The organism is Rubidibacter lacunae KORDI 51-2 (assembly GCF_000473895.1).
GTDB classification, from domain to species: Bacteria; Cyanobacteriota; Cyanobacteriia; order Cyanobacteriales; family Rubidibacteraceae; genus Rubidibacter; species Rubidibacter lacunae.
The window spans coordinates 1-15,915 of record NZ_ASSJ01000085.1; the positions used below are offsets into that span (position 1 = coordinate 1).

Here is a 15,915-nt window from a genome sequence, read left to right on the forward strand (position 1 = left end):
CCCTAGATAAGGACCATTGAGCCGTATTCACACACTCCGCTCCACTCGGGCTTGCTACTGGGCGCTGGACAAGCCCGCCGTTCTAAGCATCTACGCCTTAATGGGCGTTGGTATACACCAGAACAAAACCGCCAACTCTTTAAGAAGAGCTGGCGGCAGCAACCCGCCCCGACATCGGGCACGTCGTCGTTCGGGTCGGCTATTATTCGGATTCGTCGCCGCTGTTGCTTGTCATGGCTGTCTCATCGGGTAGCACCACATCCTTGATGCTGTCGTCATCCAGCAGCCCGTCTTTAATGCTATATTCCCGCGCTGTTTGGTCGTCGAGCACGACCTCCGTACCGAATTGAGTTCGGTGTTCCTCCTGAGGTGCGCCCCGATCGGCTAAGCCATTACCAAGCTGACCTGACTCGACAGGCTCGGCACCCGCTAGCTCCTCGTGAAAGCTGAAACCCGTACCTGCTGGAACTAAACGTCCGATGATCACGTTCTCCTTCAAACCCCGCAGCCAATCGGACTTGCCCTCGATTGCCGCTTCGGTCAGAACGCGCGTTGTTTCCTGGAAGCTCGCTGCACTGATAAAGCTGTCGGTGTTGAGGGATGCTTTGGTGATGCCTAACAATACTGGCGTGTAGCGCGCGGGAGCGCCGCCCGTGATTGACATTGCATCGTTGACCTGTTCGATCTGACGCAGCTCCACCAATTCGCCCGGAAGCATCGTCGTGTCGCCGCCGTCGTCCACGCGCACCTTAGAGGTCATCTGGCGAACGATGACTTCGATGTGCTTGTCGGAGATGTCGATACCCTGCGACTGGTAGACCGACTGCACTTCGTTAACCAGGAATTTTTGTACCTGCTGCAGCCCTTCCAAGGCTGCGGCATGAACGCCCAGGTTTTCTTGGTGCAGGTCGAAGAAGATTTCGAGAATTTCGTGCGGGTTAGCCGGACCATCCGTGAGTGCGTGCGCGGCCTCGACTTGCTGCCCGTCGGTGACGATCAAGCTCTGTCCCGACGAGATCGGGTAATCGCCGATTGCCCCATCTGCTTCGATGACCTTCACATCGGCTGATTCATCGTCGTTGTAGATCACCTGAGCAACCCCCGGTCGACGGGCTAGCACGCAGGCTTCCTTCGGCTTGCGCGCCTCCAGCAGCTCCTCAATGCGCGGCAGACCCTGAATGATGTCGCCCGTCTTCGAGCGCTCGAAGACGAGCAGTACCAAGTTGTCGCCGCGCTGGACCAAACCGCCACTCTCGACAAACAAAACGGCACCCGCTGAAACCCGGTACGGTCGCGCCGTTCGCATCACAACGGTGCCGGCTTCAACGCCGATCACTTGACCGGACTCTGAGGTGGTTGCATTGCCCCCCAGCGGTCCGCCGGCCACGATGAGATCGCCGACAGCAACGGTCGGAGTTTCCTCCACGGGTACCGAGAAGCGATCGGCATCGCGCACGAGCAAGATGCGGCGAATGGCCTCTGCGCCCTCGCGGATACCGCGAATTTCGCCGGCCTCCCGACAAAGAATCTCGGTTCGCGCCACTACGTGACCGGGTGGAATCTCGTCGCCATCTTGAACGAGAATGCGCGTACGAGGGCTGCCGCCCATCGGATCGGCATCGCTATCGCGGCGAATCGACAGGGACTCGATGATGACCATTTGCAGGATCAGCTCGTCCTCCTCGCTAGCCTCTACATCGGTCAGCTCGATATCGACCCAAATTGGGGAGCCCGTGCGCCCCGCGCCGTCGGCCGACGCGATCGAGAGCGATAGTTGCGTCCGTAGCAGCTCTAGCCCGCTAACGGATTTCACGCGTTCGCCGTCTTTGTAGAACAAGCGTTGTACCGCTCGCAGCTCGATGCTCGTGTCGCCAGACTCGTTCATCGATGTCTGTGACGGCACGTCCGGTTTGTCGGGCACTGCAAACTCGAGTGTCGGTCGCAGCAGAACTGCGGTGCCTTCGGGCGTTTCCACTACCTCGGCGTAGCGCAGCTCGGATACCGACACGCCCGGTAAGATCTCCTCGCCTGGATTGACAAGTTGCCCGCCTTCGTCGAGTGCAGGCGGCTCATCGCACAGATGCAGCTCGCCAGGCTTAACTGCGATTTCGCGCAAAATGTCGTTCTTCTGGACGACTTCTACAACACCTGACGATTGGCAGTAGATATCCTTGACGACTTCGGTACCGGCTTCCACATACTGCCCGTCTTCAACCAGCAGCAGCGAAATATCTTTATTGACCTCGTGGCACTCTTCTGGAATCCACAGCAGCGTGCCGCCCTTGGTAACTTCGTATCCGTGTTTGGCTTTGCCACGCTTGTCTACCTCAACGCCTGCATACTTGATCAGTCCGCCGGTTTCCGTGTGGTAGCGATCGTCGATCAGCTCCGCAATCACCTGCCCGTGCTGGACTTTCGTTCCCGGTGTTGTCTTCAGAGCAAACCGCTGGCCGTTAGCCGTATGAATGATGTACTGATCGCCGGCTCCCGTGGACGAGCGTCGGATGCGAGCTCGATCGAGCTGCACGGATGCCGTGATGATTTCGATCTCGCGCTTGCCGGGCGTCAGCCGGACGATACCCCCCTTAACCGAGGTCAGGCGCGACTCTGCCAACACCGAACCTACTTCGACGCTGTCGCCATTCTTGACGACAGGCTCGGCACCGGGAAGCAAGTTGTACACTTCGCCCGACAGTACCCATAGCAACCCGCCGCGCTGGGCAATGCGGGTCGTATTGCCTTGACGGTCGGTCTTTTCTTCTGGAATTAAGTCGTCAAAAAGTACCTCACCTGCCATGTCTGAGGTTACGTCCTTGACAGCTTTTTCAGTGGACTTGCGTGGTTTCTGAGCAGCCACCTCAGCCAATAGCTGTCCGGCGTCTACCTTGTCTCCGGTGCGCACGTGTAACAGCGAGCCCGGCGTTAGAGAAAAGCGCTGCTCCGAACCATCATCCAAAGTCAACAACAAATCGCCGGCAATTTCCACTTGGTCGCGTTCGTCACCGTGACGAGTTCGGACTTTGCGCGTGCGAACCTTATTGGGCACAGCGATCGTGCCAGAGGCTGAAGCACGCTGTTGTTGGGCGACTTCACCCGTGAAGACACCCCCGGTGTGGAACGTGCGCATGGTCAATTGGGTACCCGGCTCGCCGATGGACTGAGCGGCAATGATCCCCACCGCTTCGCCCATATCCACCATCCGTCCGTGAGCGAGGCTCCATCCGTAGCAGGCTTGGCAAACCGAACGCGCTGCTTCGCATGTCAGGGGCGAGCGCACGAATACTTCATCGACCGCCTTATGAATCCGCTTAGTCATCGCCTCGTCTAAGCTCTGGTTGCGCTGCGCCAAGACTTCTCCAGTAGCGGGATCGACTACGTCAACGGCCAGCACGCGCCCAAACAGGCGATCGCTGAGGGGGATTAAGACCTTGTCGCCGTCGGTCATGCTGCGCAACCTTAGCCCGCGTTGGGTACCACAATCGGTCTCGCGCACGATCACGTCTTGCGAGACGTCCACCAAGCGCCGCGTCAGGTAACCCGAGTCTGCCGTCCGTAACGCCGTATCGACCAATCCCTTGCGCGCGCCGTAAGACGAAATGATGTACTCGGTAACGGTCAGCCCCTCGCGGAAGTTAGTTTTGATCGGCAAGTCGATGATCTCGCCCTGCGGATCGGCCATCAAGCCGCGCATCCCTACGAGCTGGCGGACCTGAGACATGTTGCCCCGCGCGCCGCTTTGGGACATCATGAACACCGAGTTCAACGGGTCGGTGGCGCGGAAGTGGCGGATCACCTCGTCTTTAAGTTCCTCCGAAGTGCCGTTCCACGTGTCGATGACCTTCTGGAAACGCTCGACCTCGGTAATTTGCCCGCGTCGGTAGCGGTCCTCGGTATTGGCAATCTCGGCTTCGGCTTGCTCTAAGAGCTGCCGTTTGATCGGCGGCACCTGCAAGTCCTCAACGCTGATCGAAACCCCGGCCTGAGTGGCGTATCGGAATCCCATTGCTTTGAGCTGATCGGCCATTGCCGCACAGCGCGCGCTGCCAAACTGGCGGAACGCGCGCGCGATCAGCTTCTTCAGCTGTTTCTTGTCGACAACGCGGTTGAAGAAGACGGGTTGCTCGTTCTGCTGTGCCATGAATTTGCCTGCCCTTACGTATGCTGCGTGCGCGATCTCGCGTCTTTCTCTCCTAGAGGCTGCTGCCAGCCGGGTTGCCGACGAGCGTGTCGTGAATGGTTTTGTTGTAAATGACCCGTCCCGGCGTGGTGCGAATAAACTGCGAGAGCACTTCGCCCTCGGCAGTTTCGCGCACGCGTCGTTCGCGATAGTGTCTGAGGACCGTCCCATCGGCAAGAGTTTCGGAGTCGAGCACCTCGTCGTCTGGGGTATCGGTTTCCACCGGACCGTTGAAGCGCACCCAGATGAACTCGTGGATATTTACCAATCCCTGACCAAACGCGCGAATGACGTCCTCCAGGCTGCTGTAGTAGCGATCGCGTTCGGCTTGCACGGCTGGGTTTTTCGCCGTCAGATAGTAGCACCCGAGCACCATGTCTTGAGACGGCGCCACGATCGGGCGTCCGGTTGCGGGCGAGAGAATGTTGTGACTCGACAGCATCAACAAACGTGCCTCGCACTGCGACTCCAGCGATAGCGGCACGTGAACTGCCATCTGGTCGCCGTCGAAGTCCGCGTTGAATGCCGGGCAAACGAGCGGATGCAACTGAATTGCTCGACCTTCGACCAAAATTGGCTCGAAGGCCTGAATGCCCAACCGGTGCAATGTTGGCGCGCGGTTGAGCAATACCGGGTGCCCGGTGATCACTTCCTCGAGCACGTCCCACACGCTGGGATCGTTGCGAACGATAAGCTTCTTGGCTGCTTTGATGTTGTTGACCACGCCGCTGCGGATCAGGCGATGGATAACAAACGGTTGGAACAGCTCGATCGCCATCTCGCGCGGCAGCCCGCACTGATAAATCTTCAGTTTGGGTCCGACGACGATGACCGAGCGCCCGGAATAATCGACGCGCTTGCCCAGCAGGTTCTGACGGAAGCGACCCTGTTTGCCCTCGATAATGTCCGAGAGAGACTTCAGCGGGCGATTATTTGCCCCGACCACCGTCCGCCCGCGCCGCCCGTTGTCGATCAGGGCGTCTACGGCTTCTTGAAGCATGCGCTTCTCGTTGCGAACGATAATCTCGGGTGCCAGAATTTCCTGCAGGCGCGCGAGGCGGTTGTTACGGTTGATCACGCGCCGATAGAGGTCGTTGAGGTCCGACGTTGCAAAGCGACCGCCATCGAGCTGCACCATGGGTCGCAAGTCGGGCGGAATCACCGGAATTGCGGAGAGGACCATCCAGTCCGGTCGCGACCCTGTTGCGATGAAGTTGTCGATTACGCGCAGGCGCTTGATCAGTTTGGCGCGCTTCTGCCCCTTAGAGCTAGCGATTTCTTCGCGCAGCTGTTCGGCGGCGGACTCGAGATCGACCTCCTGCAGCAGGCGCTGCACGGCCTCAGCTCCAATGCCAACTTCGACCCCAGCCAGCTCCGAATCCTCGGCGTATAATTGGTCTTCGATCTCGAGCCATTGCTCTTCGGTAAGTAACTGTCGGTAGCTGAGGTTGCTAGCATTGCCGGGATCGAGCACGACATAGGCGTTAAAGTATACGATCTGCTCGACATCGCGCAGTGCCATATCCAGCAGGATACTGAGGTAGCTTGGAATGCCTTTGAGATACCACACGTGGGTCACGGGGGCAGCAAGCTTGATGTACCCCATGCGATGGCGACGCACGCGCGATTCAGTCACCTCTACGCCGCACCGCTCGCAGACAATACCGCGGTGGCGGACGCGCTTGTACTTACCGCAGTGACACTCCCAGTCTTTTGCCGGACCGAAAATGCGCTCGCAGAACAGCCCGTCCATCTCGGGCTTGAGCGTACGATAGTTGATTGTCTCGGGTTTGGTCACTTCCCCAACCACTCGTCCGTTGGGAAGCGTCCGCTCGCCCCACTCCTGGATGCGCTCGGGCGACGCAATGTTGATTTTGACGTAGTCGAAGTGCTGGTCGGTCTGCTGTTTCATCGCTGGCAGGTCCTCTGTAAGCGGGCATCCGTCCGATAGGAGCGGCGTAGCGAGTCTGGCACCCCTTGCCAGACCCCAGCACACCTATCGGACGGCACGTGGGGGCAATCTATGACTCGGCGGGAGCTGTAGGTTGCGGTTGTTCTTCCGCACCAGGTTGTAAATCTTCGCGCGATAGCGATTCGTAGGTCGGTCTCGACGGCAGGCGGCGGCGATCGCTGTCCGCCATCAAATCGACTTCGACGTCACGACTGGTTCCATCTTCAGCTGCATCTACCTTGTGGACGGATACATCGAGCCCCAGTGACTGCAGCTCGCGCATCAGCACCTTAAACGACTCAGGCGTGCCCGGACGCGGGATCGGTTTGCCTTTCACGATCGAATTCAGTGCTTCGTTGCGCCCTTGCATGTCGTCGGATTTAACCGTTAGCAACTCCTGCAGAGTGTAAGCCGCGCCATATGCCTCTAGCGCCCATACCTCCATCTCGCCGAAGCGCTGGCCGCCTTGTTGCGCCTTCCCACCCAGAGGTTGCTGCGTCACTAGCGAGTACGGACCCGTCGAGCGCGCGTGGATCTTATCGTCCACCAAGTGAACTAGCTTGAGCATATAAGCCACGCCGACCGCGATCGGGCGATCGAAGGGTTCGCCAGTGCGCCCGTCGTAAACCACGATTTTGCCGGGATGATTCTCCTCAAATACCCACTGTTTGCCATCGCGCGCGGCTGCCTCTCGCAGCTTGGAATGAACGGTGTTGCGTGACGCCTGCTCGCCATACATCTCGTCAAACGGCGTAAGTTTAAACCGCGCACCCAGGTGCTCGCCTGCCCAACCCAGCAAGCACTCGAACACCTGCCCGACATTCATCCGCGACGGGACGCCAAGCGGATTGAGCACGATATCGACCGGACGACCGTCGGGGAGATAAGGCATGTCTTCAATCGGCAAAATCCGCGAAATAATGCCTTTGTTGCCGTGACGCCCCGCCATCTTGTCGCCGACTTGAATCTTGCGCTTTTGGGCCACATAAACGCGGACGACCATGTTGGCTCCAGGGGGTAGTTCGTCGCCTTGCTCGCGCGTAAAGACGCGCACGTCGACCACGCGTCCTTTCTCACCGTTGGGTACGCGCAGCGAGTTATCCCGGACGTCGCGTGCCTTTTCGCCAAAAATCGCCCGCAGGAGCTTCTCCTCCGGCGGCTGATCGGACTCGCCTTTCGGCGTGACTTTGCCGACGAGAATATCTCCTGCTTCCACCCACGCGCCAATGCGGATGATGCCGCGCTCGTCGAGCTGGCGTAGAGCATCTTCACCAACGTTAGGGATTTCGCGCGTGATTTCCTCGGGACCTAGCTTGGTCTGCCGCGCCTCAATCTCAAACTTCTCGACGTGAATACTGGTGTAAACGTCATCGGAAACGAGGCGCTCGCTAATCAAGATCGCGTCTTCATAGTTGTAGCCTTCCCACGGCATGTACGCGACTGTCACGTTTTGACCGAGGGCGATTTCGCCTCCCTCTGTTGCAGAACCATCCGCCAACACCTGTCCGGGCACGACGTCCTCGCCGAAATACACCAAGGGACGTTGATTCAAGCACGTATCTTGGTTGGAGCGCTGATATTTCTGCAGAGGATATTCGATAACCCGTTCGCCGGCACGGCCGTTCCCATTCCCGTCGTCAGTGGCGGTTCCCTCTAATTGCGGGCGATCTGAGTTTACGGTAATTCGTACGATGTTTGCATCGACGTACGACACGATTCCAGGTGTTTTCGACACCACAACCATTCCGGAGTCTCGTGCTGCCTGTGCTTCAAGACCCGTTCCTACTAACGGCCGTTCGGGTCGCAGTAGGGGCACAGCCTGGCGCTGCATGTTCGAGCCCATGAGAGCGCGGTTGGCATCATCGTGCTCCAAGAACGGAATCATCGAGGTGGCAACCGAAACGATCTGTACGGGCGATACCGCAACGTAGTCCACCTGCTCGGGAGTCGTCGTCGAAAACTCCTGGCGATAGCGAACGGGAACGTTGGTTCCGATGATGTAACCGTCTTCGTCAGTTGCAACGTCCCCTGGAGCGACGCGCATGTCGTCTTCTTCGTCAGCGGTGAGATACACCGGCTTGTCGCGCAGCACGCGCCCGCCCTCAACGCGGTAGTAGGGTGTCTCGATGAAGCCGAAGTCGTTGACGCGCGCGCAGGTAGCCAAGGAACCGATTAACCCGGCGTTCGGACCTTCCGGTGTTTCTACCGGACAGATGCGACCGTAGTGTGATGGGTGGATGTCGCGGACGGCAAATCCAGCTCGCTCGCGCGTCAGCCCGCCCGGACCGAGCGCGCTGAGGCGGCGCTTGTGCGTGAGCTCGGCCAGCGGATTTGTCTGGTCCATGAACTGAGAGAGCTGGGAGGAGCCGAAGAACTCTTTGATCGCGGCAACGAGTGGTTTCGGGTTGACCAGTGAGGCCGGCGTCAGCGCATCGGCTTCGCTCACGGTCATGCGCTCCCGGATGATTCGTTCCAAGCGGTTGAGCCCGACGCGGACTTGGTTCTGCAGCAGCTCGCCGACCGACCGCACGCGGCGGTTGCCTAAGTGGTCGATGTCGTCGGTCGTGCCGATCTCGAATTCGAGGTTGATCAGGTAGTCGATCGCGGACAGAATGTCTTGAGGCGTGAGTACGCGGACCGTCGAAGGCGTATTCAGACGCAGCTTCTTGTTGAGCTTATACCGACCGACGCGACCGAGATCGTAGCGCTTGGGATCGAAGAAGCGCGATTCGAGTAACTGTTGTCCGCCGCTGACGGTGGGGGGCTCACCCGGGCGCAGCTTGCGGTAGAGCTCCAGCAAAGCGTCATCTTCGCTCGGATTGCCCTCTTTCTCAAGGGTCTTTTCGAAATAATCGGGGTGGCGCAGGGCATCAACGATCTCGTTGTCTTGGAGTCCGATCGCCTTCAACAAAACCTGAGCGCTCAGCTTGCGCGTCTTATCGATCCGCACCCAGACGAGATCGTTCTTGTCGGTCTCGAATTTGAGCCACGCGCCGCGGTTGGGAATTAGGGAAGCGGAGTAGGTCCGGCGATTGTTCTTATCGGTTTCGGCTTTGTAATAAACTCCCGGCGAGCGCACGATCTGATTGACGATTACCCGCTCGGCACCGTTCATAATGAAGGTGCCGCGTTCGGTCATAAGTGGCAAATCGCCAATAAAAACTTCCTGCTCTTTGATCTCGCCCGTCTCTTTGTTGATCAACCGGGTCGGTACGTACATTTGTACGTTGTAAGTGCTGTCGCGGCGTTTGGCTTCATCGACGTCGTACTTCGGTTCCTTGAGACGATATTGATCGCCGAGAAAGTGAAGTTCGAGCTTGCCGGTGTAATCGGAGATCGGGGAGAAGCTGTTTAGCTCCTCAATAAGTCCCTGTTCCAGGAACCAACGAAAACTCGCACGCTGGATTTCGATTAGGTCGGGCAGGAAGATGCTGCTCAGGTTAGTCATAGGTTTCTCGTGGGGCGTTCCAGGAGTGGGACGGACGGCAACTTATCCCGTACGGGGATGACAAGAGCTGGATCGGTCACCCGAAGGAAGTGTCGGGTTCAGTCTGACGCCGGGCAGGGAGTGGCAGTCCAGTTGCTATGGGACTGCAAAAGTGCAGAACTGAGGAACGGGAAAGGAGCGGACTGCATCGCGATCGCGCGAAGGTTGGTGCAAACGGACATAACAAACCGTACGAGCGGTCTCACGCAGGGACGGGGGCGACAGATGGAGTAACGGGTGCGAGCTGGAACAGGGCTAATGCGTTCGCAGTCGTTTGTGCAGCAACCTCGTCGATCCCAACTCCGCGTAAGTCTGCTACCTGCTCGGCAACGTAGCGGACATAACTTGGCTCGTTCCGCTTGCCACGCTTGGGCACGGGCGCAAGAAACGGGCAGTCGGTTTCAACCAGCAGGCGATCGCCGGGCACGAGCCTCGCTGCTTCGCGGATGTGCTGGGCACTTTTGAATGTAACGATGCCGCTAAAGCTGATGTAGAACCCGAGATCGAGAAACCAGCAAGTTTCCTCTGGCGTGCCGCTCCAGCAGTGCATAACGCCGCTGATGGGCCCTACCTCTCTCCAAAATTTTTCTAACAATACGCGCAGCTCGGACGCTGCATCGCGGCAGTGAATGATAACCGGAAGGTTTAGATCCCGTGCGATTGAAAGCTGAGCCCAGCAAGCCGCAATTTGCTCGTCACTGTTATCGGCTTTATAGAAATCCAACCCTGTTTCGCCAATTGCCACAACCCGCGAGTCGCTAGCTGCCAGCGCGCGAATCCGCTCTGCCAATTCGGGCTGCCAATGACGAGACTCGAGCGGATGCAATCCAACCGCGAATGAAAGCTCGGGAAAGCGATCGGCTAGCGCTTGAATACCGTCGAACTCGCTCGGCTCGCAACAAGAATGAACCAGACGCACCACGCCAGAAGACTGCCAGCGCTCGCGCACGGCAGCAAGATCGGCGAGGAAGGTCTCGAAGTTGATGTGGACGTGAGTGTCAATTAGCTGCATTTGCCCGAGTTGCTCTGCTCCAATAGCTGACATCCAGATCGTCGGGCAGGTCTGACCCGCGTCGCAGCGGGGAGCTCGCTCGCGAAGGAACGGACTTGCTCCTGGTGCGGCTTACCAGACGGTCAGCTTACGAGGCGGCACTCGTCGCTCGCTTGAGGGCTCTGACCAAACGCGCCTTCTTACGCGCGCCGTTGTTGGGATGGAAAACGTTGCACTTTACAGCCTTATCGATCTTGCTATAAGCCGTTGACATTGCTTGGTGCACCTCGGCTAACGACTCTGGCGTCGGCTCGGCAGAGTAGACATCAATTGCTTTGAGATACTTCTTGATAAGCGTGCGAACGGTAGACTTGTAAGTACGGTTGCGCTGTCGGTTGCGCTCGCTGATGAGGATACGCTTCTTTGCAGACTTGATATTCGCCACGGCTATCGCTGGTCCACTGCCCGCACGGGCAGGTGCACATAGATTTAGGGCCTATCATCATAGCGCATTGCCGCACACGAGTTTAGAATACAATTCATAACGCGTGGCATTGACAAAAGGCTTAAGGTAATATAACACCTCCCTCTGGCGATCGCCCAGGTGTTGAGGCTAACCTCTAGAAGTTTTTTTTCGACACAGCTGCGCGTTTGGTGCGCTCGGGGGTTCTTGGGGGCGGAGCAGGGTGGTAATGGCGTCGGCAACTGGTTCAGTTGAGAGAGCAAGGCGTCGGGAGTCTTTCTGTCGAGTGCGGTGGTTGAATTTAACCCCCAACTAACAGCGATCGCAGTGACATTGCTTTTGCGGGCGGCTTCGATGTCTCGGGTTTCGTCGCCCACATTCGCACGGTTGGCGTTTCGAGGTGGGGTTGGTACATGACGCGTCGGAGAATTCGGTCTTCGTGGAATAGCGCAATCCCCGAGGAAATGATCCCAACTCTAGGAAGTGCTGCGACAGATGGGGGATCGGGATCGGTTACTCCTAGGGATCGTTTACCTCATCTGTCCTAGACCTTATACAAATTGGTATGAAATCGAACGTGTCGGTTAAGTCGTGCGCCTCGAGAAACGCCCGGACGTTGGTTTCGAGATTGGAGGTGGTGATACCGAGCTGATAGTTGCGGTGCCGTAACTTTTGTAAGGCAGCAGCTATAACGGGAATCGGTTGTAATTGAGCGGCTTGCTTGCGGAGTTCGAGCTGGACGCGACGCAGTAAACACGGCAATTTAATCGCCGGAATATTGGCACGTCGGACAATTTCGCGAGAGCTTAAATCGCTCAACTCCACAAGGTCAGCTGGCGTGACCGGGGCATAGCCGAACTCTCCTGAAAGGTGGTTGGCGATCGCGATAGTGGCAGCCTGCGAATCGGCAATCGTGCCATCGAAGTCGAAGACTGCAGCCGCAATTGTCATGCGTCGGCAGGAGGTGAGTAGGGACGAGCGGCGCGCTCGGCACGCCGCTGAATTGACCTCAGGTTAGCACGGGCATTTCGCCGCCACATCGCCGGTTTGATGCGGCGCAGGGCTGATGCCGGAAAGCGTCGGTTCCACTCGGTATCGTCGAGGGTTGCGAGGTCGTCTAAAGATGGCGCGCGGTTATCCGGATAGGGGGCGAAGGCTGCAATGTCGGTCGGTCGGGCGAAGCGCTGGTTCCAAGGGCAGACATCCTGACAAATATCGCAGCCGGCTACCCAGCCGTTAAGGTTTGCGGCGATCGCGTCGGGCAGCTCTTCAGCGCGGTTTTCGATGGTGTGGTAGGCAATGCAACGGTTGGCATCGACCACAAACGGTGCCACGATCGCGTCGGTGGGGCACGCGTCGAGGCAGCGGGTACAGGTCCCGCAGTGCTGCGCGTGGGGCGTGTCGGGAGTTAACTCTAGGTCGGTTAGCACTTCCCCGAGGAAGATCCAGCTTCCGAAATCGCGGGAGATCAAATTCCCGTTCTTGGCGATCCAGCCGAGTCCGGCCCGCTGTGCCCAGACTTTATCTTGGACGGGACCGGTGTCGGCGTAGTAGCGCGTGTGGATGTCGTGGCCGCAGGCTTCAAGCCACAGCGCCAAAGCTTTCAGGCGCTTGTGCAGCTCGCGGTGGTAGTCGCGCCCCCAGCCATAGCGGGAGATTTTGGCGCGATCGCGCCCCTCGGGATGTGCGTGCGGAGTGTAGTAATTGAGCGCGACGCAGATGACCGAGCGCGCGCCCGGCAAGCACGCTCGCGCGTCGAGGCGCTTTGGGCTGGCCATCCAGGCCATGTCGGCGTGATAGCCTAACGCCAACCATGCCTGCAGGTGTTCGGCCGCGCCGTCGTTGTCGGAGGAAATTGCCGCAATTCCGACGAGATGAAACCCGAGGGCGCGGGCTTTAGCTTTAACGGCAGTTGCATCGACTAGCACGGGAGGCTCGCAAGACGATTGGGTCCGGCGAATTCAGTGGAGGAAATGGCGCGTGCCGGTCAGCACCATGACCAAATCGAGTTCGTTAGCCGCCGCGACCGAATCTTCATCCCGTCGGGACCCCCCCGGCTGCACGATCGCACTGATTCCTGCCGCTGCGGCGGCGCGCACGGAGTCATCGAAAGGGAAGAATCCATCGCTAGCGAGGGACGCACCGCTGGCTGTGTCACCAGCCTGCCGGAGCGCGATTTCGACCGCACCCACTCGGTTCATTTGCCCCGCACCGATACCGCAGGTGACGCGATCGCGGGTTACGACGATTGCGTTGGACTTGACGTGCTTGGCGGCTTTCCAGGCAAACTCCAGTTCTGCCCATTGGTCGGGAGTCGGTTGGCGCTTGCTGGCCACCTGCCAAGTTTGCGAGTCGTCGATCGCGTCGTCAGCCGCTTGCAGCAAGAAGCCGCCTGCAATCGATCGGATGGCGTGCGCCGGATCAATCAGGAGATCGGGCAGCACGAGCACGCGCAGGTTGGATTTGCGTGCGAGGATGCTGGCAGCTTCCGGCTCGCAGTCGGGGGCGACGACACATTCTAGGAACGTTTGTGTCATTGCCTTCGCCGTCGGCGGATCGATCGCGCGGTTGAGAGCAACGATACCGCCAAAAGCCGAGATGGAGTCGGCATCAAAGGCCTGCTGGTAGGCGGCAGAGAGCGACGACGCGATTGCGATGCCACAAGGGTTGGTGTGTTTGAGGATCGCCGCCGCCGGCTCGTTGCGGAATTCGCCGATGATGCGGCGCGCGGCTTCAAGGTCTACGAGATTATTGTAGCTGAGTTCTTTACCTTGAAGTTTGACAGCAGCCCCCCAGCCGCCGGGCGTCGTACCCGAGCTATACCAGGCAGCTGGCTGGTGAGGGTTCTCACCATAGCGCAAGGTTTGGAGCCGCGCTCCGATCACCGAGTAATTGAGGGGCAGTTCGTCGAGGTCGGGTCCGAGACCGGCAAAGTAATCGGCGATCGCGCGTTCGTAGCAGGCGGTGCGGGCGAAGGCTTCGGCTGCTCGCGCTTGCCGGAATTCGAGAGTGGGGCTACCGTTCGTGCTCTGCAGCTCGTCGAGATAGGAGTTGTAGCGCTCGGGCGTGGCGAGAACGGTGAGGTGGGCGTAGTTTTTGGCTGCAGCACGCAGGAGCGTCGGACCGCCGATGTCAATATTTTCGATGATGTCGGCGTGGGCTGCATCGCGCTTGGCAACCACCACCTCAAACGGATAGAGGTTGACAGCAACGAGGTCGAAGCGGCGGATGTGGTTAGCGTCCAGGTCGCTCAGGTCTTGGGGAATGTCGGTGCGAGCGAGAATGCCACCGTGAATGCGAGGATGCAGGGTTTTGACGCGACCGCCGAGGATTTCGGGCGCGCCAGTGTAATCGGCAACTTTGGTGACGGGCAGCCCGGCTTCTTGAATGACTTTTGCCGTGCCACCGCTGCTAACGATCTCGAAATCGAAGTTCTCCACGAGCGCGCGGGCGAACTCGACGAGTCCGGTTTTATCGGAAACACTCAGCAGAGCCAGGCGGGTCATGCATCTATTCCAAAGCGAACCATTTCATCTTAAGTTCTGAACGGTTCCCAAAAGAGAGCCCGCTCGGCAGCAATCGCATCCGACCTTCGATCGATGGATCGATCGCGGCGTCTTTAGGTGCGCTCAATCCACCACATCGTGCGGTGTCGATTCCTGGAGCGTGGCTGCTGGCAGAATTGCCATGGCATCGCCGAATGAATAAAACCGATAGCCCTGCGCGATCGCCTCTTCATACAGGGATAGCAAGCGCGGTCGGCCGATGAAGGCGCTCACTAACATCAACAAGCTCGACTTCGGCAAGTGGAAATTCGTGATCAGCCCATCTACCACGCGCGGTTGGTAGCCGGGGAAAATGAATAAATTGGTTTTGCCCGAAAACGGCACGAGCTGTCCGCCCTCCGCCGCTGCACCCTCTAACGCGCGAACCACCGTCGTCCCCACGGCAATGATGCGCCCCCCGTTCGACCGCGCGCGCTCGATCTGCTCGACGGTTGCTGCCGGCACCTCCAACCACTCGGAGTGCATGGCGTGAGCGGTGATGTCGTCGGTTTCTACTGGGCGGAATGTCCCGAGCCCGACGTGCAGTGTCACGCGCGCTTGCTGAATGCCGCGAGCTCCCAAGCGTTGCAGCAGATCTTCCGTAAAATGCAACCCTGCTGTCGGGGCCGCGATCGCGCCCACGCGCTGCGCGTAAACAGTCTGGTACTGCTCCGGCCGCGCCGCCGTCGACTTCACGTAGGGGGGGAGCGGTACCCGGCCGCATTGCGCCAGCACCTCTTCAAAGGAGCGTCCATCCGGGACGGTGAAATGCAAAACGCGTCCGCCAGTGGACTCATCGCGATCCACAACCGTTGCTTGCAAACCTGCATCTGGAGGGTTGAAGGCGATCGCAGATCCAGTCGGCAATCGCCGTCCCGGTTTCACCAATGCCAGCCATTTCTCCGGACCTTGTTGTTCCAAGAGCAAAACTTCTACCATCGTGCCTGTTGACTTGCGTCCGTAGAGGCGCGCGGGCAACACTCGCGTGTCATTGAGTACTAGCAGATCGTTCGCCTGCAACCAATCTGGCAGTGTATGGAAGTGCGCGTGAACGCGTTCGGTTGGCGACGGCAGCACCAGCAATCGCGAGCTGTCGCGCGGCGTCAACGGAACCTGTGCGATTTGCTCCGGCGGCAGCTCGTAGTTGTAGCTCGCTAGTTGGCGGTCGGCGTCGTGCATTCAAATGAAATGATGGGCCGCCCTCGTTCCTTTTCGCGAGAGCGTAATCGACTCCTCAAACTTGTTCCATGGGTGGCTACCCCGCAGTCCTTTCAGCCAAGTGAATTGCAAGGAGCGCTGAA

The 15,915-nt window shown here is 58.8% G+C and carries 9 protein-coding genes; all 9 read right to left on the reverse strand.

All coding sequences use genetic code 11. The annotated features are described in order from the left end of the window. Window positions 1-202 precede the first annotated feature (202 nt). The 9 genes from KR51_RS16365 to queA all read right to left on the reverse strand — a co-directional run bounded on the left by KR51_RS16365 (window position 203) and on the right by queA (window position 15,793). Window positions 203-4,138, reverse strand: coding sequence for a DNA-directed RNA polymerase subunit beta' (locus KR51_RS16365; RefSeq protein ID WP_022609266.1), 3,936 nt, complete (start codon window positions 4,136-4,138; stop codon window positions 203-205). A gap of 52 nt (window positions 4,139-4,190) precedes the next feature. Beyond that, entirely contained in the window at window positions 4,191-6,089 is a 1,899-nt protein-coding gene (locus tag KR51_RS21055) for a DNA-directed RNA polymerase subunit gamma (RefSeq protein ID WP_022609267.1), read from the reverse strand. A gap of 109 nt (window positions 6,090-6,198) precedes the next feature. Beyond that, the gene (gene rpoB, locus KR51_RS16375; RefSeq protein WP_022609268.1) at window positions 6,199-9,576 is read right to left on the reverse strand and encodes a DNA-directed RNA polymerase subunit beta; all 3,378 of its coding nucleotides are present in this window, start codon (window positions 9,574-9,576) and stop codon (window positions 6,199-6,201) included. Between the two features lie 241 nt (window positions 9,577-9,817). After that, a complete protein-coding gene (locus KR51_RS16380; protein WP_022609269.1) occupies window positions 9,818-10,627 on the reverse strand; it encodes a TatD family hydrolase in 810 nt (269 codons plus the stop codon). Between the two features lie 127 nt (window positions 10,628-10,754). After that, the gene (gene rpsT, locus KR51_RS16385; protein WP_022609270.1) at window positions 10,755-11,051 is read right to left on the reverse strand and encodes a 30S ribosomal protein S20; all 297 of its coding nucleotides are present in this window, start codon (window positions 11,049-11,051) and stop codon (window positions 10,755-10,757) included. Between the two features lie 537 nt (window positions 11,052-11,588). After that, window positions 11,589-12,020 (reverse strand): HAD hydrolase-like protein, encoded by a 432-nt coding sequence (locus KR51_RS16390; RefSeq protein WP_051358266.1) that lies wholly within the window; start codon window positions 12,018-12,020, stop codon window positions 11,589-11,591. Next, window positions 12,017-12,997, reverse strand: a complete 981-nt coding sequence (gene queG, locus KR51_RS16395) for a tRNA epoxyqueuosine(34) reductase QueG (protein WP_022609271.1) — start codon at window positions 12,995-12,997, stop codon at window positions 12,017-12,019. Before queG ends, KR51_RS16390 begins: the two co-directional genes overlap by 4 nt. A gap of 33 nt (window positions 12,998-13,030) precedes the next feature. Beyond that, window positions 13,031-14,575 carry a bifunctional phosphoribosylaminoimidazolecarboxamide formyltransferase/IMP cyclohydrolase gene (gene purH / locus KR51_RS16400; RefSeq protein WP_022609272.1) on the reverse strand — a complete coding sequence of 515 codons (1,545 nt, stop codon included), beginning with the start codon at window positions 14,573-14,575 and terminating at the stop codon, window positions 13,031-13,033. A gap of 123 nt (window positions 14,576-14,698) precedes the next feature. Beyond that, a complete protein-coding gene (gene queA / locus KR51_RS16405; protein ID WP_022609274.1) occupies window positions 14,699-15,793 on the reverse strand; it encodes a tRNA preQ1(34) S-adenosylmethionine ribosyltransferase-isomerase QueA in 1,095 nt (364 codons plus the stop codon). Window positions 15,794-15,915 lie beyond the last annotated feature (122 nt).

Bases quoted from the DNA above. Each gene is read 5' to 3' on its own strand.
- KR51_RS16365 (WP_022609266.1), bottom strand. From the start codon at position 4,138: ATGGCACAGCAGAACGAGCAACCCGTCTTCTTCAACCGCGTTGTCGAC.
- KR51_RS21055 (WP_022609267.1), bottom strand. From the start codon at position 6,089: ATGAAACAGCAGACCGACCAGCACTTCGACTACGTCAAAATCAACATT.
- rpoB (WP_022609268.1), bottom strand. From the start codon at position 9,576: ATGACTAACCTGAGCAGCATCTTCCTGCCCGACCTAATCGAAATCCAG.
- KR51_RS16380 (WP_022609269.1), bottom strand. From the start codon at position 10,627: ATGCAGCTAATTGACACTCACGTCCACATCAACTTCGAGACCTTCCTC.
- KR51_RS16390 (WP_051358266.1), bottom strand. From the start codon at position 12,020: ATGACAATTGCGGCTGCAGTCTTCGACTTCGATGGCACGATTGCCGAT.
- purH (WP_022609272.1), bottom strand. From the start codon at position 14,575: ATGACCCGCCTGGCTCTGCTGAGTGTTTCCGATAAAACCGGACTCGTC.
- queA (WP_022609274.1), bottom strand. From the start codon at position 15,793: ATGCACGACGCCGACCGCCAACTAGCGAGCTACAACTACGAGCTGCCG.